General features: G+C 26.4%; 18 protein-coding genes. 4 read left to right on the plus strand and 14 right to left on the minus strand.

Translation table 11 applies throughout. The features are described 5' to 3' along the window. On the minus strand, window positions 1-4,530 hold a 4,530-nt coding region (locus BP769_RS03880), incomplete at its 3' end, for a DUF4011 domain-containing protein (RefSeq protein ID WP_413826916.1). 305 nt (window positions 4,531-4,835) lie between these two features. Here BP769_RS03880 and BP769_RS03885 point away from each other — a divergent pair. Next, window positions 4,836-5,084, plus strand: a complete 249-nt coding sequence (locus BP769_RS03885) for a hypothetical protein (protein ID WP_413825333.1) — start codon at window positions 4,836-4,838, stop codon at window positions 5,082-5,084. Between the two features lie 187 nt (window positions 5,085-5,271). Here the strand turns inward: BP769_RS03885 and BP769_RS03890 are convergent, their stop codons facing one another. From BP769_RS03890 to BP769_RS03910, 5 genes are all read right to left on the minus strand, one after another. After that, window positions 5,272-6,309, minus strand: a complete 1,038-nt coding sequence (locus BP769_RS03890; protein ID WP_413828963.1) for a M42 family metallopeptidase — start codon at window positions 6,307-6,309, stop codon at window positions 5,272-5,274. 44 nt (window positions 6,310-6,353) lie between these two features. Continuing rightward, window positions 6,354-7,442, minus strand: a complete 1,089-nt coding sequence (locus tag BP769_RS03895; RefSeq protein ID WP_413862116.1) for a Coenzyme F420 hydrogenase/dehydrogenase, beta subunit C-terminal domain — start codon at window positions 7,440-7,442, stop codon at window positions 6,354-6,356. 136 nt (window positions 7,443-7,578) lie between these two features. Beyond that, window positions 7,579-8,256: a nucleotidyltransferase family protein gene (locus BP769_RS03900; protein WP_413828959.1), complete on the minus strand. Its 678-nt coding sequence runs from the start codon at window positions 8,254-8,256 to the stop codon at window positions 7,579-7,581. Between the two features lie 48 nt (window positions 8,257-8,304). Then, complete coding sequence (locus BP769_RS03905) at window positions 8,305-9,564, minus strand: hypothetical protein (RefSeq protein WP_413862118.1); 1,260 nt, start codon at window positions 9,562-9,564, stop codon at window positions 8,305-8,307. Window positions 9,565-9,592: 28 nt separating this feature from the next. Then, on the minus strand, window positions 9,593-10,885 hold the full coding sequence (locus tag BP769_RS03910) for a Mur ligase family protein (RefSeq protein WP_413828400.1): 1,293 nt from the start codon (window positions 10,883-10,885) through the stop codon (window positions 9,593-9,595). 288 nt (window positions 10,886-11,173) lie between these two features. Between BP769_RS03910 and BP769_RS03915 the strand changes: the two genes are divergently transcribed. Further along, a complete protein-coding gene (locus BP769_RS03915) occupies window positions 11,174-11,722 on the plus strand; it encodes a MarR family winged helix-turn-helix transcriptional regulator (RefSeq protein WP_413828399.1) in 549 nt (182 codons plus the stop codon). A gap of 30 nt (window positions 11,723-11,752) precedes the next feature. Here BP769_RS03915 and BP769_RS03920 read toward each other — a convergent pair whose 3' ends face one another. The 4 genes from BP769_RS03920 to BP769_RS03935 form a co-directional block, all read right to left on the minus strand. Beyond that, a complete protein-coding gene (locus tag BP769_RS03920) occupies window positions 11,753-13,129 on the minus strand; it encodes a DUF4013 domain-containing protein (protein WP_413828955.1) in 1,377 nt (458 codons plus the stop codon). Between the two features lie 33 nt (window positions 13,130-13,162). Further along, window positions 13,163-13,966, minus strand: coding sequence for a DUF4013 domain-containing protein (locus BP769_RS03925; RefSeq protein WP_413862153.1), 804 nt, complete (start codon window positions 13,964-13,966; stop codon window positions 13,163-13,165). A gap of 209 nt (window positions 13,967-14,175) precedes the next feature. Beyond that, window positions 14,176-15,519, minus strand: coding sequence for a glutamine synthetase family protein (locus tag BP769_RS03930; protein ID WP_413862120.1), 1,344 nt, complete (start codon window positions 15,517-15,519; stop codon window positions 14,176-14,178). Window positions 15,520-15,546: 27 nt separating this feature from the next. Next, the gene (locus BP769_RS03935) at window positions 15,547-16,230 is read right to left on the minus strand and encodes a DUF169 domain-containing protein (RefSeq protein WP_409197555.1); all 684 of its coding nucleotides are present in this window, start codon (window positions 16,228-16,230) and stop codon (window positions 15,547-15,549) included. A 481-nt stretch (window positions 16,231-16,711) separates the two neighbouring features. On the opposite strand from BP769_RS03935, the gene BP769_RS03940 reads away from it, so the two are divergent. After that, the gene (locus BP769_RS03940; protein WP_409197556.1) at window positions 16,712-17,299 is read left to right on the plus strand and encodes an ArsR family transcriptional regulator; all 588 of its coding nucleotides are present in this window, start codon (window positions 16,712-16,714) and stop codon (window positions 17,297-17,299) included. A 107-nt stretch (window positions 17,300-17,406) separates the two neighbouring features. Then, window positions 17,407-18,162, plus strand: coding sequence for an exodeoxyribonuclease III (locus tag BP769_RS03945; RefSeq protein WP_409197557.1), 756 nt, complete (start codon window positions 17,407-17,409; stop codon window positions 18,160-18,162). Window positions 18,163-18,228: 66 nt separating this feature from the next. Here BP769_RS03945 and BP769_RS03950 read toward each other — a convergent pair whose 3' ends face one another. The 4 genes from BP769_RS03950 to BP769_RS03965 all read right to left on the minus strand — a co-directional run bounded on the left by BP769_RS03950 (window position 18,229) and on the right by BP769_RS03965 (window position 23,533). Beyond that, window positions 18,229-18,990 (minus strand): EFR1 family ferrodoxin, encoded by a 762-nt coding sequence (locus BP769_RS03950; RefSeq protein ID WP_409197558.1) that lies wholly within the window; start codon window positions 18,988-18,990, stop codon window positions 18,229-18,231. A gap of 21 nt (window positions 18,991-19,011) precedes the next feature. Next, the gene (locus BP769_RS03955; RefSeq protein WP_409197559.1) at window positions 19,012-19,776 is read right to left on the minus strand and encodes an EFR1 family ferrodoxin; all 765 of its coding nucleotides are present in this window, start codon (window positions 19,774-19,776) and stop codon (window positions 19,012-19,014) included. A 77-nt stretch (window positions 19,777-19,853) separates the two neighbouring features. After that, window positions 19,854-21,062 carry a PD-(D/E)XK nuclease family protein gene (locus tag BP769_RS03960; protein WP_409197560.1) on the minus strand — a complete coding sequence of 403 codons (1,209 nt, stop codon included), beginning with the start codon at window positions 21,060-21,062 and terminating at the stop codon, window positions 19,854-19,856. Window positions 21,063-21,088: 26 nt separating this feature from the next. Then, complete coding sequence (locus BP769_RS03965) at window positions 21,089-23,533, minus strand: UvrD-helicase domain-containing protein (protein ID WP_413862123.1); 2,445 nt, start codon at window positions 23,531-23,533, stop codon at window positions 21,089-21,091. Between the last annotated feature and the right edge of the window lie 207 nt (window positions 23,534-23,740).

Below are 23,740 nucleotides of genomic sequence, written 5' to 3' on the forward strand. Positions count from 1 at the left end.
TTTATTATCGGATATATTATTAATGTTTATATCTTTAGATATATTATTGTTTATATGATTTTGTGAAATATTTGAATTTTTATCTTCAAATTCTGGTTTTGAAATGTTATTATTAGTTGTTTGATTTAATTTATTATCAGTTATTACTGGAGTAGATTCTTCTTCATATAATAGGTCATTTATTATTGGAGTGTTTTTTTCTGAATCTGGAATATTTTTATTTACCTCTGATTTAGACTTTTTATCATCAGTTTCTTGTGTTTGATTAATATTTTCAGATTCTGAAGTTTCATTAACCCTATTTTCTCCTTCATCTAATATAATATTACTCTCAGATTCTTCAATAGATGAATTAATAACAATGTTTTCATCAGTTTCTTTATCATTTGATTCATCATCATTTTGATCTGCCGGAGTATATGTTGTAACTGGAACAATTTTCATAGCTTCATAATCATTTAACTCACTAAGAATTTCATTTTTAACAGTCTCTTTCTGATTAAACTCAACAGCTTCTAATAATCTTTTACGTGATAAATCTCTATTACGATACCAATCTGTACTCCATAAATGATAAATATTCCAACCTAATCCTTGTAACAGTTGATCACGTAAACGATCACGATCGGTAGCAACTTTACTAGAAGCATATATTTTACCATCAGTTTCTATACCTAAAATATAACGACCCGGATTATTCGCATCAACAACAGCTAAATCAACTCTAAATCCTGCACATCCAACTTGTTTATCAACAGTATAACCATTTTCAACAAGGAAATTATAAACAGCATCTTCAAATGGTTCCCTAATTTCATTATTTCCTTTTCTAGGACCATAATTAAGATTTTCAGCATATTCTAAAAAGTCTTTTAAAGCCTTAACACCAAAAGGAGGATTAGCTGCTAAATGCATATTCTGTGCCTTAAAATTACTAAAAACAATACATTTTTCCCGAGCTCTAGTAATTAAAACATTAAGTCTACGTTCTCCCCCTTCCTGATTTAAAGGACCAAAATTAAGACTCATTTTACCATCTTTATCAAACCCATAACCTACACTAATTAGGATAACATCTCGTTCATCCCCTTGTATAGTTTCTAAATTCTTAACAAAGAAACGTTCATCACGATTTTCATTAAATAAAGGCTCCAATTCTGGATGGTATTTACGTTGAATTTCTAATTCTTCTATAATAGCATTTCTTTGAGATACACTAAAAGTACCTACTCCTAAAGATTTAGTATCTCCATATTTTTGGAAATGTTTAAATATTTCTTCAACAACAAGTTTAGCTTCCCCAAAGTTATTACTAGAATTACCTCTATCATAATAAGTAGAACTATCATAATGGAATTTTAATCCAAGCTCAGAATCATTATGACTAGGTGAAGGATATACTAATAAATTATTATCATAAAATTCTTCATTACTAACAGCAATTAAAGATTCATGTCTGCTTCTGTAATGCCATTTTAACATTTTTACAGGGAATGATAATTTACATAAATGAAGAATACTTTCCATATCTAAAGCAGTAGCAACTTCTTCTTCACTATCGGCATCAGTCATCTGATCAAAAAAGCTTGTAGGAGGTAATTGTTGAGTATCACCCATAACAACAGCAGTATCCGCACGCATAAATGCGCCTAAAGCATCTTCAGGTTTTACTTGACTGGCTTCATCAAAAATAACAACATCAAATTCTAATTTTTCATTAGTAGGATCTAAATACTGAGCAATACTTAAAGGACTCATCATAAAACATGGCTTAATCTTTTTAATAGTGCCCCCTGCTTTTTCAAGTAATGTTCTAACAGGCAAATGTCCACTTTTACGTGTAAATTCACCAGCTAATACTTGAGATTCTTCATCATCAGCAGCTCCAAAAATTTGAGGGATTTTATTATTTAACTTATTATATATTCGTTTACGATTTAATTTAATCATTTCACGATCTAAATCCCTAAATTCACTAATACGATTTTCATGTAATTCCCCAATAAATGTAGACAAAGTAGGATTTTCACTGAAAACAATATTTAGTAAACTATCTGCAAAATTACCTAAAACCAAAGGTTTAACATCATACTTACCTATTTTACGTTTTTCAATAGTATCTACGAAAATTTTAGCATTAGTTTGTTTACATTTATTTTTAATACTTAAATATTGACTCCACAAATGTAAACTAGATAATTGACCTTTCCATTCACTTAATTGATTACTCCATTCACTAAATAACACATCTGCTTTATCTTTTTTAAATAATAGTTGACTTCTAGGATTTAATTTATCTTCTAAACGATTTAAACTTTTAACAAATACATCTCCAGCAGCAAGATAACTTTGAACATTTTCAAATGCATTAAGTTCATACAAATCATTTTTTAAAATCTCAATTGTTTTTTCTGAAAAAGTACCATTTGCAAGCAAATCATTAAATTCACGCATCCACTTTTCAACTACATAATAATTATTAAAAGGTTCCTTGACATCCCATAATTTACCAAAATATCGTTTACCCGCTTCTTCATAACTATCAATAACTCTTTTAGCATTAAAATATTTTTTAAGACGAGTTAAATCACGTAAAGCAATTTTATCTGAAGGAACTTCTCCCTTATAAATATTTTTTAACTGACTTTTAAAAGTATTACCACCAAAGAAATGGAATTTTTTCTGATTAGATTTTTCAATTTCAGAAATAAGAGAATCCAAATCAATAAGTAAAACATTATCATTAAATTTTTCCATAATTCTAACAGTATCCTGATAATCTTTTACATGTTGAATTAACTCTGAAGCTTTACGCGGAGAAGAAATCCATTCAAAATTACCAATAATATCAGGATCAATTAATTCAGTATTACGAGTATCTAAAACTTTTAAAGCTTCAATACTATATTTATACTCATTTAAACTGTTAGGAACCTTAATACCATAAATATCATTAACACTACTAGCTTCTACCATAAAATTATCAAGACTATCTAAAGTATCATCTATTAAAAATTCAATTTCACGTAAATCTTGAGGAAGTAAACTTTTAGGATTAGTTAAATTCCATGGATTATCTTTAGTTATAGTACTACGTAATTCAGCTAAACTTTCTAATAAAGTTATGATTTCATCTAAGTCTTTCATAGTCAAATTTTCACTATTAGAAAATCTAACTAAAGGCAATAAACGACCTTTTTTACTATAATAATCATCTGCAGATTCTTTAATACCATATAATTGAAAAGGACTTAATTTAACTTCATATAATGGTTGATGGATAATATCAGCATATTCATCTAATTGAGAACGTAACTTCTCTAATTTTCGAATTGTTCTATCAATATCCAAATTAGATTTTGAATGAACATTAACACTTCTCTCAAGATCCTTTAACATTTTTTTACGACGAGCTTTATGAGAATGTAATTCTAAAACAAATTTACCTAAACCTACATTCTCCATACGATTTTTAACAACTTCTAAAGCTGCCATTTTTTCACTAACAAAAAGAACTGTTTTATCTTCCGCTAATAATTCCGCAATAAGATTCACAATAGTTTGAGATTTACCTGTACCTGGAGGACCTTCCACAACTAGATTATGTCCTGCCTTAACATTTTCAATAGCTGCAATTTGAGAAGAATCTGCATCCAAAACATTATACATATCTTTATAATTTAATTTAGAATCAACATCTTCTTCAGTAAAAGTATCCTCATAAACATTTTGACTAGGATCAAAAATTGATTCTATTAATGAATACCTATCTCTAATTTCACTATTTTTAAATGCATCAGGATCTAAATCTTCATACATTAAAAATTTAGTGAAACTGAAAAAACCTAATGCAACATTGTCTAAAATTTCCCAATTTTTCTGACTACGTACAGCATCTTTTACTTTGCGAAGGTAATGTTCAACCCCTTCAACATAATTTGTTTGTTTAAACTCCGGTAATTCAATACCATCCTCTAACAATTTAGCTTTTAAAGAAATATTAGTTTTAATTTCTTCCCCTGTCCAATCTATTGTGAAACTTTTCCCTATTTTTTTACGTTCCATTTCTACAGGTATGAGAATTAAAGGTGCTAAATTATTTTGTTTAGGTTTATGACCATCTTGCCATTTAAGAAAACCTACTGCAATATAAAGGATATTATAACCTTGTTCTTGCAACATAGTTTTAGCTTGTTGATTAATATAAAAAAGTCTTTTCTGCAATTCTGAAGGAGACAAATCTGCTTTTAATGTTCTATCCCCATCTTTGAAAATACTTAAATCTAATGAGGGATGTTCCCAAATATTTCGTAAACGTGACTTATCTTCTTCTTTCTTATTTGGTGAAAAAGTCATTGTATAATCTTGCAACACTAATGTTTGATAAATATTAGTTGGTGATTGATTAGTAATTGTTAATGTTTTAGATCTAGGTTTAAAATTTAATAATTGGTTACGTAATGTTAAATCTAATAAGTTTTTCCTTAGATTATAAAATTCTTTTGCAATTTTTTTTGAAGAATATGCCATGTTTACACCAAATATAAAAGTAATATACTATTTATCAAACTTAATATATTAAAATTTATATTTAATTTTAATAATTAATAAATTTAATCTTTTAATAATTTCAATTAAGTATTATAATTAAATTAGAAAGTATTTATAAATGATTAAAATGTTTTTATAAAATTTTCACGACAATAATTTAATTTAACAACAGAAAATTAAATAAACAATACAATTTAATGTAAAGATTTAAATAAAAAGTTTTACATAATAATATAATAAACTATTACTAACGAACTAATTCAAAAAGGAAGTATTAAATATCTATGATAAATGATGCAGAAAGAAATAGTATTAAAAAATATTTTAAGGATAATTTAAACATAGATAATTTAGAATTTGAGATAATAAAAAATAATAAATTCATCAATTTGTATAGTGATGAAATTAATTTAAATGATGTACAACCAAGTATTGATGATTTAAGATTCATTGAAAAAACATTAAATGCTGAATTTCAAGGAATAAAAAATACTTCAGGCAAATTCTATTTTAATTTCAAATTTAAACAATAACTATTTTTCTATTTTTTCAAATTGTATATAATAAACGGAAGATTGTAATTAAAATCTTTAAAAAAAATATTATCCTTTTCTATTCTTTAAAACTAAAAATTTAATTTTAAAAATAATAATTTTATTTAAATCTAATTTTAAAAATTTTTTAAAAAAAAGTTTTATAGAATAAAATAATTGTTTTATTCTATAAATTATTTAATGCAGCTACAATAAGTTCAATTGTTTTCTCAACATCATCCATACTAGCTACACTAACAGGAGTATGAATATAACGTGTAGGTACACTTAAAACACCAGTTGGAATTCCTTCACGAGCTAAATGAATAGCAGTACCATCAGTAGTTCCCCCATCACTAACTTCTAATTGATAATCAATACATTCTTTATCACCTGCACCAATAAGCATATCACGAATAACTTTAGGTGTCATAATACCTCTACCAGAAGCATCAATTAAAACAATAGCAGGACCTTTACCCATTTTACAAGGAGCTTCTTCTGGTTTAATACCTGGATGATCTCCAGATAAAGTAGTGTCAAGTGCAAATGCATAATCTGGATTTAATTTAAAAGCTGCAACTTTAGCTCCTTTTAAACCAACTTCTTCTTGAACAGTTCCTACACCATAAACTGTTGCTTTAGTATCAACACGTTTAAGGACTTCCATCATAACATAACATCCTAAACGGTTATCTAAAGCTTTACCCATAACACAATTATTTGGGAATTCTTCAAACCAACTATTAAATGTTATAGGATCACCTATTGAAACCATTTTTAAAGCTTCTTTTTTATCTTTAGCTCCAATATCAATAAACATATCATCATATTTAACTACTTTGTTACGTTCAGAAGGTTTAGTAACATGAGGAGGTTTAGAACCGATAACACCTAAATGTTCACCATCATTAGAATGGATAGTTACAGTTTGATTCATTAACATTTGATCATTAATTCCACCAATAGTAGCAAAACGAATAAAACCATCATCATCAATAAATTTAACCATTAAACCAATTTCATCCATATGAGATGCTAACATTACAGTAGGAGCACTTTTTTTACCTTTTTTAGTGCAGATAACATTACCCATATCATCAGTTTCAATTTTATCAACGGAACCTTTTAATTCACGTCTAATGATATTTTCTATATTAGTTTCAAAACCAGAAATACCTGGAGTTGTACTTAATTCTTTAACTAAATCAATATTAGATTTCAAAATAATATCCTCCTAAAATTCTTTCTTATAATATTATAAAATATTTATTTATTAAGTTTTCTATTTTTTAAAGCTTTAAAACCTACAGGTACAGTTGAATATTTAGTACCACTTGCAGCTACAACATCTTGAATACGGCCTGTAACAAAACTCTTAGGTTTCCATGCTTGATCTTCATCTTGACCCACTAAGAAAACTTCATCTACTAATTTATTCTCTAATAAATAAACTAGAATACTTGTAACTGCTCCTCCATCTTGACCTTCAATAGATTCTGCTGTAACACTCATTATATCTATATAATTACCTAATGGTTTTTCATCCATATCTAATGGAACTACAGTATCACTTAAGTAGGTTCTAGGGCAGGCATAATAACATGCATGACAATCTTCACGGCATTTACCATATTTTTGTGGTTTCCTATCATTAATTTCTACAATGTCTTCAGGACAAACATATTCACATGCACCACAGAGAACACATCCACCAACACTTATAACATCAGCTTCTAAATTATTAAATTGGCATAAATCAGCTTCTTTTTCAAATTCTTCATCATCAATTACTCGTTGACTTAAAACTTGTCGACCTACACTTTCACGTTCTTCAACAATCTTTGAATTATCTTTAATTTTCTTATTAGATAATCGTGTTAATAGTTTTAATCCTTTTTCTTCTAATGGTTTAGATTTAAGGTAACCATTTTCAATACAATCATCTATGATTTTTTTACCAGTTTCATTTCGAACAATAACTGTACTCCATCCGTCTTCAGAGCCTACGGAACCTACACTTATATCAGAATTGTTTGCTGTGAAATCTGTGCAAATATTACAATTTTTTCTAGTGAATGGTCTTGTTTTTATGATTGGTGTGGAAAATTCATCACCATATATGAGTTTAGCTTTAAATTGACCTTTATCTATACGGAATTCTTTTACTTCATTCATATCTATATCATTTTCTGCTAAAAATTCTTTTAAGTATGCATATGAAAAGTTTTCTGTACAAAATAAGCCTATTTTTACAGTGATTGGTGATCCACCAGTTTTATCAGAGTATTTATTTATTTTTGTTGCAGCTATTGCTTGACATGGTGTTCCAACCATTGCTATTTTTTCTTCAGGCATAGTAATTGTCACCTCTAAATTATTTTTAATTTTTTTAAATTTTTTTGATAAATATTTTATTTTTTAACCATTTTATAAAAAAAGATTCATTATAATATTATATTAAATTTTTTATATAATAAAGTTTATGAAGATTTTAATAATTGTCATAGACAGTTTTATATTCTTTTAAATGGTTTATATTTACAAGTTCTAAAGGATTATTCTCTTCTATGCCATAAAATTCATACCCATCTGCGAATATTTTACGCAATATTGGGTTTAGGTTATCATTCTCTGTTTTTAAGTATTTAATTAATTCTAACCTATTTGCTGCAAATGGCATTCCTAATCCTTCAGGTGAATTTAATTTACCTTTTTCCCTACGTCTTAATATAGAAATAGTATGTTTAGGGTCTTTAGATTGAAGAATATGATTTATAATGTTGTTATATGTTTTTGTTGTAACTGTAGGTTGGTCACCAGTTGTACATAAAACAATTTCAGAATTAGTATTTTTTAGACCATTAAGTAATGATACTGATAAACCCACATCATGTGGTTTGTTTTCTATAATTTTTAATCTATCATCATCAATATCATTAATTGATTTTAGTATTTCATCACTATAATATCCAACTACTAAAATTATTTGGTCTACTTTACAGGATAATATATGGTTTAATGTTTCACTTATTACATTTGTTAATGTTCCATCATGTTTTTTTAGAGGAAGTGTTAACTTATTTTTTAAAGGAACATTAGATGATAACTGATCTGCTCTCATACGAGAATTTTTACCCGCAGCAGTAACAATAACTGAAACATTTACCATAACTATTAAAATCCTATAATTAAAATTTTATTTAAATAATTTTTTAATTTAATCTCCTGAAGTTTCAACAGAAATACTAGTTGTATTAGTATCATTAACAGTTACATTATTTGGAATAAGTTCTTGAGCTGAACAACAAATTTTCATATCAGTTCCATCCCCTTCAGTCCACATTGTAATTTTAACTGGATAATCTAAAGGATTTGTAACTTTAATACCAGTCGCTGGATTATAACCAAATAATACAGCATCTTCATCAGAAGCCATACCTACAGGCAAAGGAGCTCCAATTGACATAACAGTAGAACGTAATGTTCTAGCTGGAGGACATACTCCATGTGTAGCTGTACCAGATTCAGCATCAGGTTCAACTACTGAACTAAAACTAACATCAGAACGTCCAGAACCTTGTGAATTAGCCGGAATTATAGTATTATTCCAAGCTTTAACAAACTGTTTAGCATTTAATGCACGATTAGCATCATTATATTGAGGGTGACTACCAAGATAAGTGTAAGAATTAGTTACTTCATGATAAGTACTATTCGGAGTAGTATAAATCATTACAGTATCTCCACCACCATGAACATTTGAATAATTATATGCTGCAGGTATTTTTTTAACTTCTTCAGGAGTCATGAAAGCTCTTCCATCACTTAAATCCCCAACACCATACTCAAGATTATATTTAGCTCCAACTTTAGCATAACTATACCAAGATTTAATTTGATCAACACTACTAAAATCATGAGGTAAAGTATCATTACTCATATCATTTTCATTAACATGCTTAACTGTTTCACCAGTTAAATTATTAACAATATCCACACCATTATCAGTTTTTACAGCTTGAGTATAAGGCTCATTATATCCCCATACAAAATCATCAGGAGAATGAACAACAATAGAATTATTTTCAATAGCAACATACCCTGGACCATCAAAATCTGATACACTACCAGTATCAGTAACATTACCTTTAACTACATCTTCTGTAGGCATCGGAACAGTTCCTGAAGCAAAAGAATAAGCCGCTCCTAATAAATCTAAATTAATAATTCGATCAGTTAAATATTGGATATTAATAGCTACTGGATATCTATTAATATTATTCTCATCAATTATTGTATCTCCACTATAAACAGTAGATCCATTTTCAACTTTTAATAAATTACTAACATCACCAGTACTTAAAGAGTTTGTATGAGCAAAACTAAATGGTGTTAATATTAGACAGATAAGTAAAAGTCCTAAACATATCTTAAATGCATTCTTTTTCCAAAGTCTTTTTAAACTAATTTTATTCACTTCCTTATATTTTAATAATTATTTTAAATTAAAATGAATTATTTATTGATTCAATTATTTCCTCTAAACGTATTTGTATTTGTATTATTGCATCCTGACCATTTCCACCAATAAAGATAGCATCTTCAAAACTAAATTCCGCTACTAATGCTACAATTTCATCTAAATTATTTGCAATTTCAATTCTTCCATTATAATTTAAAGACTGTAATCTCATTTTAGCAAAATCTATTGTATCTTCTAATCCAGGGAATAATACTATAACTTCAGGATTATGATTAACTACTTCATTTAATATATCTAAACGATCCTCTTCATTAACTCTTGGTGTTCCAATAAATATAGCGTGAAAATCTTTTTCTTCCAATATACTATGTATTGCACTACTATTGTCAGATTTACCAATAAATATATCACAATCATTTAAATGTAATACTTTTAATCTTCCTTCTACAGGTTGAAAATTTTCCAAAGTATCTTTTATGATTGGTTCATCTATTCCTAATTTTCTAGATATTGCTGAAGCTAACCCAGCATCTAATTTATTGAAGTTACCAAATAATTGTAAAGGATATTCAGTTTCTTTAAAATAGTTAGTTTCACGAGCTGAAGATTCAAATTCATCTTTAAAATCTTGATATTTACTAATAAATACTTCTTTTCCTTTAAAAAAATTTTTAACAGTATTTTTATAATTTTCAATACTTTTATGCACATTCATATGGTCATTACCAATATTGGTTAAACCAACAATATCAAAGTCAAAACAGTAATTACAAAAATCTAATGTCATGTCACATACTTCTATTAACATCACATCATAATCCCCTTTTTCCGCCTCGAGAATTAAATCGTAATAACCTTCAAATCCACCACCACCATTTCCACCTATTAATACATTATATCCTGCTTTTTCAAGGATTTTACGTATCATAGTTACAGTTGTGGTTTTACCATTTGTTCCAGTTATTCCTATAGTGAATATTTCTCTATGTTTAGTCAATACATCACATAAGAGTTTTCCTTGTTTTTGATATTTGTTTGCTAGTTCTGTACCGAACATGCTTGGACTAATTGCTACAGCATCACAATTATCTATTTCTTCTTGATTAATAAATCCTAAATCTATCATCGCATTTTCTATTATAAAACTTAAACGTTTTTCTTTAGATAATAGGTTAATATCCGCAACAGGTAAGTTCATATTTTCTAAATTTAACTTTGTTGATAAATCAGATGCATAAACATTCCAATTATTACGTAATAATGATTCAAAGGCTTTTTTTCCTTCTACTCCTAAACCAATTACTGCAGCTCTCAAATTAATCCCTTTAATAATAATTTTATAATCTTTAATTCCTAATATTATGATACTAATATATTCTAAAAAAAAATCTATTTTAATTCTATATTTAAATTATTAATAACTTTATAAAATTAAATATTAATTTAGATTAATTTAAAATTAAATAGAATATTAAATATCACTACATAATTATATAAATTAAAATATATAAATTTAATCTCTATAAATATAGAAAATAATTTTCTAAATCTTATTTAGGATTAAAATATCAAAGGAAAAAAAATTTAAGGTAGTAAAAAAAATATGAAAACTAAAAAAGAAAAAGAAATATTTAAAAACACTTTTAAAATGAATGAAACTATATTTTTAATCAAAGAAATCCAAGAAGAACACCAAAACTACCTTAAAGAAGAAATAAATAAATATGAAATTAGTTATGAACAATTAAAATTATTACTTGCAATTAAAAATAATCCTAAAGTTAATCAAAAAGATTTATCTGAAATTTATAATATAAATGAATCAAGCATAACTAGATCAATAAGAAAATTAGAAAAAAACAAATACATAAACCGTATACCTAATCATGAGAATCAGAGAAAAAAAGATTTAATATTAACCCAAAAATCAGAAGAAACCTTAAATAGTCTAATTAAACATGAAAATAATTGGACAAATATATTAAAAAATATTTTAAACTCCAATGAAGAAAAACAATTAAATACATTATTGAAAAAATTTAATGAAGATAAAACAAAACAAATTAATAAACCAAAAATAAAAACTGAAAAAATTTTGAAAAAACCAGTAGAAAAAATATTTGGACAAGAATATAAAATAATAAAAAATTAAAAAAAGGAAGAGAATACTATTGAAAAACTTTTAATCTTTCTTTTTATCTTCCTCACTCTTTTGAAGTTTAGCTATTATATCCTCAGGATTAGAATCCTCATCAGAAATCAAATTTTGAATTTCTTTAAAAGCATCCTCTTTAGCTTTTTTAGATGATAATTCTTTATCATCAACTGTAATAAATTCTTTTTTAATGGATGATTCATCAATTTTTACATCATCTTTAACAGGACCAATAGATCCCTTAATTGGTTCTTTAATTAAAAGTTCAGAACCATCAATAGGATTTATAAGAACTTTACCTTCAGGTTTAATTTCATCCTCAGAAACATCATCATTCTCAACATCAGAACTAATAATAGTTCCCTTAGATTCGGGATAAACAACTTCTCCTTTAGGTTTAGGATGAATAACTTTACCTATAGGTTTTTTAACATTAACATTTTTATCTTGAGAATAATTAATACCTTGTTTTCTTAAGTTTTGAGTTTGTTTTATAGCAGAATCTTGTTTTTCAGCACTTTCTTTTAAATTCTTTTGACGTAAAACTTCTTTTTCCTTTAATATAGACATTTGATTTAACTCATCATTTGGATCAATATCACTGTTTAAAGCTCCTACATATTTAGTTTGTTTATAAACTAAACCAATAGCGCGACTAGCAAATAAAATTGTGTAAGGGAAAATAACTAAACATGCCACTAATAAGCCAACATAAGGAATAAGACCTAAAAGAATACGTATACAACCAAACATTATTAAATATAAAGATATAACAATGAACCAAGTAATATAAGTACCCCATCCAATAGTTTTCATAGTTTTAAGAACAGCACGGAAATTAAGAGCTTCTTTTAAACTTTCAGTATCAACCATTCTAGATAAACTCATTACAAAGAAAAATGAAAAAATTAAACCTAAAATGAATAGGATAATAAATGTCATAATGTAAGATGATTGAGTAATACCATTAATAAATCCACTAAATAAATCCCCAGTAGGGAAACCTAATACTGTAAAGTAAGGATTTGAAGCTTGAAGTAATTGAATTATAGCACTCTTACTACCAGAAGAAATTAACATTACATAGAAAAGAACAAATGGAATAATTGTATAAACAATCCCAAGAACTAAATATTTCAAACCATCAACAATATTTTCTACAAAAGAAAAACTAGGGATATCTTTCTTATGTCTAATAGCAGAAGCAATCACACTACAAATATAACCAAAAATAACAATTTCCAAAATTAAAACAATAAACATTACTAAAAGACTAATAGGTCTAATACTTGCAAATGTTTCAACATAACGCATAATAAATAAAAAAATACCTAAAATTAGATACTTTTTCCAATCTCTCAATGGATAATCTAAACTATCCACCAGTATATCTAAAACTCCCATAATATCCACTTCCAAATAAAATTTAACTTTAAATTAAACTTCCATATAAATCAATCCAATAGATCTAGCTAAAAACATTATCATATAAGGAACTATTAATAAAACAACAATTAATCCCCCAAAAAATAAAAATCTAAACAAATAAAAGCTTATAAAAATTAATAATAATGAAATTATTAAAACCAATACAAACCACATTAAATAAAACTTTGTTCCGATTCCATCAATTGTGTTAACAATAGTACCTAAATCAACTCCCTTAATAATATTATCCATACTTGCAAATCTAGTTAATCCAATATAAAATAATGAAAGAGCAAACAACATAACAATAAAACTAACAACTGCAGTTATTCCTAACCTAGAAATTGTATTAGCAATTAATTCATCAGGTAAAAGATTTGTATTAACTAATACAATAGTATTCTTCATTATAAAAGAACCTATTTGTAAAATATGATCCAATAATCCAGTAACAAATGCAACAAGGACTATTATTACAATAGGAATTAAGCAATACAAAAAGCTTAATAATACAAATCCCACACCATTTTGAAAATCTTTAACACAATTAAAATTAGGTGCATTATTATACCCATGAACTGTATGAGCTATCATACTAACATGAAACCCAACAATTAAAAAGGATAAAATAAAACCAACAATCAATGTTATAAGACTCAATATTAAATTACCATTACCATTTAACTCAGGAGATATAGCTATTAATGTTATTACTAAATTCAAAACACTTAAAACTAACATCTTTTTCCAATTAAATAATGGATAAGTTAATGCATCTTTAATAATATTAAAAGATTTATTTATTTTTATCACCAAATAATCTTAATCTATTAGATAATCTTAATTGTATAATTAATATTTGATTAAAATAAGTATATAAACTTTACTAATAATGAAATTAGATACCTAAAAAGATTACAAATCAAAAAAATAGCTTTAATATAAAAACTAATAAAAATTAATCCAAAAAAATAGTTTAAAAAAGGATAATTCTTAATCCTTTTATTAATTGTTATAATTATTTAAATATCTAAATATTTTCTTTGCTCATAATTGAATACTTGAACCCGATAATCATCCCACTCTGCATATTTAGCATCTAAAAATTTATTACCAATTTGAGGACCAAGAGCATTCATTAACAATTCTGAATTTTCAAGACTATGATAAGCTTCCCATAAACTAGCAGGTAAAGGATTAATACCATTAGATTCTAATTCTTCTTCAGATAACTCGAAAAGATTATAATTAACTGGTTCTCCAGGTTCTATCTTATTTTTAATTCCATCCATACCTGCAGCTAACATAGCAGTGAATGCAAGATAAGGGTTACAAGTTGGATCAGGTGAACGATATTCAATACGTGTAGATTCCCCAAATGCTGCAGGAACACGAATTAAAGCAGATCGATTTTTTAATCCATAACTAATATGTACTGGAGCTTCATAACCTGGAACAAGACGTTTATAACTGTTAACTGTAGGGTTAGTAATAGCAGTAAGAGGGAACGCATGTTTTAATAATCCTCCAATAAAGTATAATCCTTTGTCACTTAAACCATATTCTGCATCAGGATCAGCAAAAACATTTTTACCATTTTTAAATAAACTTTGATGACAATGCATACCAGAGCCTTCTACTCCATTGAAAGGTTTTGGCATGAATGTTACACTATATTTTTGATTATTAAATTCTGCAATATTATTAACTATTGCTTTTATAGCTTGTTTATAAGTTATTACTGCATCAGCTGTTATTAAAGCATCATCAAATTTGAATGAAATTTCATTTTGACCTGGACCGACTTCATGATGATTTGCTTCAATTTTAAAATTTAATTCTTCAAGGTTTAAAGACAATTCACGACGGAAATCAACACCTTTATCTGCAGGATCAACATCAAAATTACTTGCATTATCTGAAGGAATAGGATAACCTAAATTATCTTCATCAAGAATATAAAATTCGGGTTCAGGACCAATATTATAAGTATATCCTTTTTTATCTAAATCCTTTAAAGCATTTTTAAGTAAACTTCTAGGATCTCCAGGATAAGGATCACCATCAGAGGTGCAAATATCACAAATAAATCTACATGTAGCAGATTCTTCCGGTCTCCAACTGAGTGGACTGTATGTATTTATATCAGGTTTTAATAATAAATCACTACTAGATATATCTGCAAATCCTTCTATACTAGATCCATCAAATAATAAACCATCATAGAATAATGATTCCATTTCTTCTGGTTTAGATGGTAATGCTATACTTTTTGGTACTCCATGGATATCTACAAATTGTAATCGTACAAATTTGATATAATCATTTTGCATACGTTCTATCATTTCATCTATTTTTTCAGTCATAACTAAATCCTTCATTATATATTTTTTTTAATTTAATTTTATTAATGCTTCTGTAATTTTTTCAATATTTTTAGTGCTTAAACCGACGGTTACTTCATCATCCGCTAATTTTGCATATTTTCTACTTCCATTACATCCAAGTGTTATGTTTGCATTTCCTGTAGATGCTGGTTTTGAAACTGCATCTGCACATATACTTTGGATTCCTGCAAAGTCTGCTTTGACACGATCATCTAATTCATATATAATTGCTTGGGATATTTTCATTGCTTGAACTGGTTTTGCAAAGATCACTACAACATCAGGTGCAAATGTTGCTGTTTCTAAAGGCGCATATAACAAACCATAATTTCTAACTTTCATTGTTGGTAAAGCATTTAATGTGGCTTTAGCAGATTCAGTGTCTTTAAATCCTCCAAGATTTACATAAAATTCTCCACTTGCAATTTTTGGAGGTAAGTCTTCTAAACCTAATGCAGCTGATCCTCCTTTACATTTTTCTTCATCTTTGCTTGCATAGAAAGTTTTTCCTTTAGAAGCTAATTTAACCATTTCACAGTGACGGAGAGGTTCTTCAATTTTTTCAATATCATTTGGAACTTCTTCAGGTTTTAATACAAATTTTATTGCAACTGGTTCTGAATCTAAATTTAAAATATTTTTAAAGTTTTGTGCTATTTTTGTATTTTCTTTTTTATCATATTCCACCATATGTGATTGTCTCCTGAATCTAGTTTTTTTATACTTTAAATTGTTTTATTTATATATTTTAAGAAGTATTTAATATTTATTGTTTATAAGAGTAAATAAAAAAATCATTAATAAATGTTCATTTTAACAAACAATATTATAACAATTAAAGATTTTATATTAATAATTTTTATAAAATTTTAATTTAATTAGTTAATAGTGGTGGAAAACACATTCCATTAAAAATTATTATTAAGTATTAAAAAATTTTTTTTAAATATTTTATTCTAAAAAAGCTAAAAAATTATGAAAAAAATATCAAATTTAAAAAAATATAAAAGTTCAAAAATACACGAATTGATTAAAATTTTATAATAATATTCATAAAATCATAATAATAAAAAGAAAAAAAATATATAAACATTAAAAAATATAATAATTAATATAAAATTAAAAACAGTACAAAGAGGATATAAATAAAAACAAAAGAGGCTGAATAAAAATGGAATTCACGATAATAACTGTAGAAACAGACATAAAACAGATAGAAACTCTCCTTAAAGGAGTTCAACCTAAAACAGTGATTTTCATCACACCCCATAAAAATGATGAAAAAGTAAAGGAAACATCCAATTTTATTGCAAATACCTTCGGAAGACAAATACAAATCAAAAAAACATTTATTGACAAAAATGATATTATTGAAAATAGTAAAACCATCACAGAAATAGTTGATAAAGAACACTCCTTAGGCAAGGAGGTAATAATGCACATAACCGAACACAGTGAATATAGTTTCTGCTTATCCTATGGTGCATATTCAAGATTTAAAATTGTTAAAAGAATTGTAGCAATAAATAGAAAAGGCGGAATAGTTGATTTACCCGTATTAAGATATCATTTAACCAAAAATAAAATAAAGATACTTGAACAGTTAACAAATGAAAATAAAACATTACAAACACTTTCAAATGAATTAAATTTATCTGAAGGAATGATATACCACCATATAAGAGAATTAAGAAATTTAAACTTAATTCAAAAAAATAAATTAAAAATTACAACAGCAGGTAAATTAGCAATATTGTAAAAAAATAATGAAAACATTTAATATACTTAAGTAACTTAACTAGTATAAGTATTAAAATATAAATATAAAATAATATGTTATTTATAATATAATTTAGGTAGATAAGAATGGTAAAAACTAAAATCATTTCATGGAACACAAATGGATTACGAACACGATTCAAAAACGGAGAATTAGAACCAATATATGCAGAAGAACCTGACATAATCTTATTCCAAGAAACAAGAGCACAATACAATCAATTAAATAAAAAATTAACAGAAAATAATGAATATACTATTAACTGCATACCTGGAGAAACTAACAGATCTGCCGGTTTAGCTATTTTCAGTAAATCTCAACCTAAAACTATTAAAAAATTCATTAACAAACCTAAAGATGTTACAAAAGGAAGATTTGCAAACATTAAATATCCAAATTTTACTATCATCCAAGTATACGGACCAACAGGTGCTGGAAACAAAGACAAAATGGATGAAAAAGTATCATTCTTTAAAGAGATCTTAACACTTGCAAAAAAATTAGAAAATGAAAATGTAATCATTATTGGCGATTTCAATATGGCACATAATGAAATAGACACAGCTAATACCAATAAAAAACCAGGATTTACAGATGAAGAACGTGAATTTTTCAATAAATTAGAATCCTACAATTACATCGACACTTACCGTAACTCTAACCCTGAAAAAACAGTATATACAAATTGGAAATCAGATAAAGCACGAGAAGAAAATAATGGTAGTAGATTTGATTACGCATATGTAAGTAAATCTTTAAAAGAAAAAGTGGATAAAAGTGAAATTTTAACTAATATCACTTCAACTAAAAATTCCCCTATAGTTTTAGAATTAGATTTATAAAAAAAATTTTTTTATTAATGGGAAAATTTTAAAAAAAATATCCCTAAATCTCTCTTTTTTAATTATTTATTGTTCATTACTTCTAATAATCTCATTTAAACTTATATCAGAATTAATGAATCTTTCATCATTTATTTCATTTTTAATATGAATAGCTCTTTTAGGACAATTATGAATACAAGACATACACCATTCACAGTAGTGAAAAAAATTTGGAATAGTATTTTCTAATTTTATATTTCCAACAGGGCAAACCTTAACACAAATTCCACAACCATTACATGAATCTAAGTCAATAGTATAATCTTCATCAATTTGATCCATGTGTAATTCATTTAAATTATATTCTGGAAGGTTATGATAATCTTTAATAGGTTCATCTATATTGAATTCTAGTTTATTATGAATATCCTCTTTAATCTTCGTGATTTCAGGTTCTAAAAGTTGATTGTTTTTTACTTTTTTTTCATAAATCATATCATAGCATGGGAGAAAATTATCAACCATAACAATCTTATTTAAATAATAATGAGTGAACCCTTTTTCTTTAAACAAATTTTCAATAATTGTCATTGCAGCCACAATACCTCCACCACCATTATTTAATATTAAAAATACATAATCTGCTTTTATATTAGCTTGTCGAATATATTTTTCCACTAAACGAGGTAAGGTATAATAGTAACATGGTACTACAAACCCAACTACATCATCTTCAATATTATAAGTTTTATCTTTTATTAATTGGGGAATACTAAACAATTCTCCACCAATTTGCTTTGCTAAATATAAACTATTCCCTGTTCCAGTAAAATATAAAGTTTTCATTGAAAAAAATCTCCTATTATATTAATTTTGGTTATTGCTCTGAATTAATTCTGAAAGTTTAACATTAGGATTTCTAAAATGTTCTGAATTTTTTTCTCGTTTATCATGAATAGCACCTTTTGGACAATTTTGAATACAAGCTAAACAATAAGCACAATTATCATTGAAAAATGGAATATTATCCTTTAATTCAATATTACCTTTAGGACAAATATTATAACATACTTTACATTGATTACATGATTCATAATCAAAATATAAATTAACTGCAAATCGTAAAAATACTTTATAAATTATCTTATAAACCAATTCCATGACTTTATCTCTAACTTTATTAATAGAAGGTTGATAATTTTTTCTAAGAAATATATCTTCTTTAATCTTATTGACTTCTAAAGCTATTGATTTATTATCATGCAACTCTTTTTGCTCTTTAATATCATATGAAGGTATAAAATTATCCACCATTAAAACATAATTAGAATAATTAATTCTTAATCCTTTTTTATTTAATACTTGTGTAACATCAGATAAAGAGTTAAAATGTGAGGATCCATAAGTCATTATTACAAATAAATAATCACAATTAATTTCAACTTGTGTTAAATATTCTTTTACAAGGTTAGGCATTGTCATACAATAAACCGGACAAATAATACCAACCAGGTCATCCACAATTTTATATTGATTATTTTTAATTAATTGTGGAATGCTTAATAGTTCTCCCCCAATTTTTTTACTTACATATAAACTATTTCCAGTCCCACTAAAATATAAAATTTTCATAGTATACTATAAGCTCTTTTATTCTTAAAAAATTTATTTAAAAAAAAGTTATTTGAAACAATAAAAAGAAAAAATATTTAAGGTATTGTCATTTCCTCAAGTTTATGTTTATCACAAAAAGTTTTAAAATCACATGCATTACAAGTTCTCTCATCTGCATCTGCTTTCCAAGATTGTTTAATATTTTTACCCGCTAATTCACAGATAGTACTATTTTCAATATCCTCCACTACTTCATCAAATTTTTCTAAAGCGAAATTAATAGATTTATCTTTAATAGGAATGATTCTAACACATCTATCCATCATAAACTTTTCAGACAGTTTTGGATATTTTTTACTTACATCCCATTGTTTAATTAAATTTTCATCCCTACTATGACCTGATACATCGGATAAATTATTTTTTAAATCTTCTTGAATAAGTTGTAAATCTTCATTAGAAGGTGCTAACTCATTTAAATAAAATATAATACCTGCAGCTACAGGTTTACTACCTTCTTGCATGCTTCTTAACCATGCATATGTTTGTATTTGCCAATTATGACGAAGCCAATTTTTGCTATTTAAAGGTGGTCTTTTCATTCCTTTATAATCTATAATAATTTCATATTTATCTGATGAAATTTTCTTTATATTATTTTGAAAATCTTCATCTTTAAATAAATATTCTAATATTATGTTTTTTTGTTTATACTCATCTAAGCTTTTTTGAGGTTTAATATTCTCCTCTATCTTTATACTGCTTAAAACATCAATAACCCCATTAATACTATAATAATTACTCCTACTGTACCCATCTTTATAATTAGGCATAGTCCTCATACCTTTAAGTAATATTTCAGCATTATCTATTAAGGGAAATAAATATGGTCCTAATTTATTTATTGCAGTTTCTGCACGAAAACTATATAATAATTTATGAGGATGTTGATTAGTACTACATTGAGCTTGATTATTATTAGGATGAGTAAAATGACAGTAATATTTTTCAGGGGGATATAAACCTCTAACTTGTAATCTTTTATCAATTAATTCCTCTAATGGCCTAATATCTTTTTTCCAATCCCATGGGAAACTTTTATGAGCATCATTATATTTTAAGTATGCTTCTTCCATTATCCCATGAATAAATTCACCAAACCATAATTGTACTGGTTTACTTGGAGGTAAAGTTGCCTTGTTTTGATAACGATATTGTAGGTTACATGTTAAAAAACTTAGCAAATCTCCTGTTAAATTATATTCCGGCATTATAAATGCTTGACTTCTTGATGATAACTTCATAAGTTAGTTCCCTCCATTAAATATCTTTATATTAAATATATTTCATTAAAACCAATGTATTCTTCATCTCGACTCCATCCTAAGGCAACATTTGGAATTGTTTTATGTGTACTTTTTGTCATGTACCCATCAATATTAGGATACAAACCAATAAGAATTAAAACATCTTCTGCACGAGAAAAAGCTACAAAATATAATCTTGTTAAATCATCAAAATTACGATCAACAACATTACGTTTAGATTCACCTATTGTACTAAAAGATCTGATTTTATCTTCTAAACTTTCATTTTTAGGTTGTTTTTTGGGAAATCTGAATTGACTAGTGCTTGCTTGATTTTTATTAAATCTAGATCCCACATCAACAATAACAAGTGGAAATTCTAATCCTTTTGATTGATGAATACTCATTATATTCAAACGATTTTCAGGTAATGTATATAATAAAGATTCATCAATACTTACCCCACCCATAGATATAGGTATAAAAATATTCCAAATTGCTTCATTAATACTTTTACTTTCAATTTCACCTTTAGCATCAAATATAATATGTGCATTATATTCATTGAAAAATCCTGTTTGAGTTATTGTTTTTGTTATAGCTTCTAAATAAACTAAACCTTCAACATCATCCTGTAAATCTGGTACCCAAGTAATTAATTTATATGCAAGATCTATCAAACTAGCCCTATCAGGCCAATTATCTAATTTAAATGGTATTCTTGCTTGCCAATGTGTTAAAAAATCATTTAAAGAAATAGGCTTATTTGGTTCAGGTGATTGATCAACATATTCTAGTGCAGCTTTCCTCCATTGTCGCATATTATGATTTGCTATAGTAGGAATTTTATGAATACTTTTTTGGACTTTGCCTGCAGGATCAATACATTCCAACATTAAACCACAGAAAATTTTTACACAGGGAATTCCCTGTAAATCTTGCCCTCTTGGATTATAAACTTCAATTGGATTTTTTAATTTTTCTAAGCGTTTTTTTAAATAGTAAGGGAAAAGATAACCATTACTATTTTTTTCTTTTGGAGAGTAAGTTAAAAGAGCAATATCTGAAGGAGAACCATTTTTAGGATCTAACTGTAATTTAATAGACTCTTTATCTTTTGCTAAATCCATACTTAATTTACGACTATTTAATGCAATATCTGCATCATCACTACTAATTCTTTCAGAATTTTTAGAGGTTAAAACCCTTTTAACTGGTAATTCTACTTCTTTTCCTTCTACTAAGTTTTTAATTAATTTACTTAAATCAGCTGCTAATTTCTCCCCATTATTTCTAAACATTCCTAAAACTGGGATATTTTTCATATCTTCTCTTGCAAATTTAATTTGGGGTTTTTCTTTTACTCTTGCTTCTTGATAATGTGAATCTAATTCCACAAAATCATTACATAAATTAACAATATCTTTACTACTACGATAATTATTTTTTAAATTTATTTCAATAATTTCAGTATTTAATGATTTAGCTGCTCTTTTTTTATAATCTGTGAACAAATCAACAGTTGCGCCCCTAAAACGATACAAAGATTGATCATCATCCCCAACTACTGTAATATTTCCATTATTTTTTATAGCATGATTACCTATTTTAAAATAAATTTTTTCCTGAAGCAAGTTTGTGTCTTGATATTCATCAACTAATAAAATCTTAACATTATTTAAAAAAATATTTAATTTATTATTTTTCAAGCGTTTTAAAAATCGATATTCTAACATTACAAAGTCTAACATGTTACGATTTTCTAATTCATTAACATAATTTCGTATACAGTTTAAAGCAACCTTTGAACCTTCTGAATTAACATCATGCTGTATTTTATCCCAATCAATCAAATCATAATATAATCTATCTTTAATACTTAAGAGAATTTCACTCATTTTAGAAGGATTTGTTAAAACATCTCTCCCTAGAAGACTAGCTAGATACTTTTGTAAATCTTTATTTTTATAACGTTCATTTTTAAATAAACCTACATTTAACATAACACTTCGAGTGATGAAATCTTCAATGACTACCGGCTGTTTTGTTCCAGGATCCCTATGGATTCTCATTAATTCTTCAGCAATACTATCTAATGTACCTGTTAATATTTGATTTAAGTCTAATCTAACTAATTTACGTAAAATATCATCATCAGCAATTAACATTTTATTTATGATAACATCTTTTATTGTTTGTCCCCAACTAAGAATACGAGAACTTAATTCATTAGCTGCTTTTTTAGTAAATGTTGTTGCAAGAATCTCTTCAGGTTTAACATCATCAACAAAAATGTATTTTAAAATTTTAAGAACAATAACTGTTGTTTTCCCACTACCCGGACCTGCAACTAAAAATAAAGAATCATTTAAATTAGAACTTATTGCCTTATTTTGTTCAATATTTGAATTAATATCTCTACTTAAATCTTCTACGACAATATTTTTAAATTGACTATAAGTTATCATAAAATTATAATTTCCCCTTTTAACTTAAATGAAATTTTTTTTAATTGTTTTCATTTATGTATGTTTTTTTATTTAATAATTAATTATTAAGTAATTTAAATTATAAATAAATTTCCTAAGAGCAAAAAAAAAGTAATCATTTTAAAAATAAACAATACATCTATAAACCGAATAAGCATGGAATAATATTAATATAATAAAAAATAT

It is taken from the genome of Methanobrevibacter sp. UBA417 (assembly GCF_002508845.1).
Lineage (GTDB): Archaea > Methanobacteriota > Methanobacteria > Methanobacteriales > Methanobacteriaceae > Methanobrevibacter_A > Methanobrevibacter_A acididurans.